Annotated in this window: 2 rRNA genes; both read left to right on the forward strand. The window is 44.3% G+C overall.

Annotated features, from left to right (window positions below):
- A 16S ribosomal RNA gene (locus CLVI_RS17130) occupies positions 1–78 on the forward strand; the annotation flags it as partial.
- 325 nt (positions 79–403) lie between these two features.
- Positions 404–1614, forward strand: a 23S ribosomal RNA gene (locus CLVI_RS17135); the annotation flags it as partial.

A 1614-nucleotide genomic window follows, 5' to 3' on the forward strand; every position in this document is an offset into this window, starting at 1 on the left:
CCTAAGGTAGGGTCAGCGATTGGGGTGAAGTCGTAACAAGGTAGCCGTAGGAGAACCTGCGGCTGGATCACCTCCTTTCTATGGAGAAATCCAGCAAGTATGATACTTACTGGTAACAAAAAAATTCAGTTTGAATTTTCTTCTTCATAAAAAAGATAACTGGAATTTAACTTAATAGTCTGTTCAATTTTGAGATACCAATTAAGGTAACTCATTTGTTCTTTGAAAATTGCACATATATATATATTGTTTGTATAACTACAACAAGCCAAGAAATATTCTTTGTATTTTACTAGTTTTACTGTGAAAGTTATTACTATTATATAGTAGAAAAACATCATATGTTAAAACCAGTGGCGCAAAAGCGATCAACGCAATGAGAAACTTTTGTGTCACGAGAACAGGTTAAGCTACAAAGGGCGCATGGTGAATGCCTTGGCATCAGGAGCCGATGAAGGACGCGATAAGCTGCGATAAGCTTCGGGTAGACGCACATAGTCAGAGATCCGAAGATTTCCGAATGAGGAAACTCACATGGGAAACCCCATGTATCTTATAGTGAATAAATAGCTGTAGGAAGGTAAACCCAGGGAACTGAAACATCTAAGTACCTGGAGGAAGAGAAAGAAAAATCGATTTCCCTAGTAGCGGCGAGCGAAAAGGAAAGAGCCCAAACCAAGAATTTATTCTTGGGGTTGCGGACAGAACATTAAAAGTGAAGGTATCGTAACTGAAAACAACTGGAAAGTTGAGCCGTAGAGTGTAATAGCCACGTAAGTGAAACGAGAAGATCACAAGTTCTGATCCAGAGTACCACGAGACACGTGAAACCTTGTGGGAAGCAGGGAGGACCACCTCCCAAGGCTAAATACTACCTGATGACCGATAGTGAAGAAGTACCGTGAGGGAAAGGTGAAAAGAACCCCGGGAGGGGAGTGAAATAGAACCTGAAACCGTGTGCCTACAAACGATCATAGCCCCATATGTGGGTGTTGGTGTGCTTTTTGTAGAACGAGCCAACGAGTTACGGTATGTAGCGAGGTTAAGTACTTAAGGTACGGAGCCGAAGGGAAACCAAGTCTTAATAGGGCGACTAGTTGCATGCCGTAGACCCGAAACCGGGTGACCTATCCATGGCCAGGTTGAAGCGGGGGTAAAACCCCGTGGAGGACCGAACCACGTTGCTGTTGAAAAAGCATGGGATGAGCTGTGGATAGCGGAGAAATTCCAATCGAACTCGGAGATAGCTGGTTCTCCTCGAAATAGCTTTAGGGCTAGCGTCGAATATGAGTAGTGGAGGTAGAGCACTGAATGGGCTAGGGGGCATAGAGCTTACCAAACCTTATCAAACTCCGAATGCCACATACTATAAGTTCGGCAGTCAGACTGTGAAAGATAAGTTCCATGGTCAAAAGGGAAACAGCCCAGATCGTCAGCTAAGGTCCCAAAGTGTAAGTTAAGTGGAAAAGGATGTGGGATTTCTAAGACAACTAGGATGTTGGCTCAGAAGCAGCCACTCATTCAAAGAGTGCGTAATAGCTCACTAGTCGAGAGATCCTGCGCCGAAGATGTCCGGGGCTCAAACTTACCACCGAAGCTACGGGTTCACACAAT

The organism is Clostridium vincentii (assembly GCF_002995745.1).
Classification (GTDB): Bacteria; Bacillota; Clostridia; order Clostridiales; family Clostridiaceae; genus Clostridium; species Clostridium vincentii.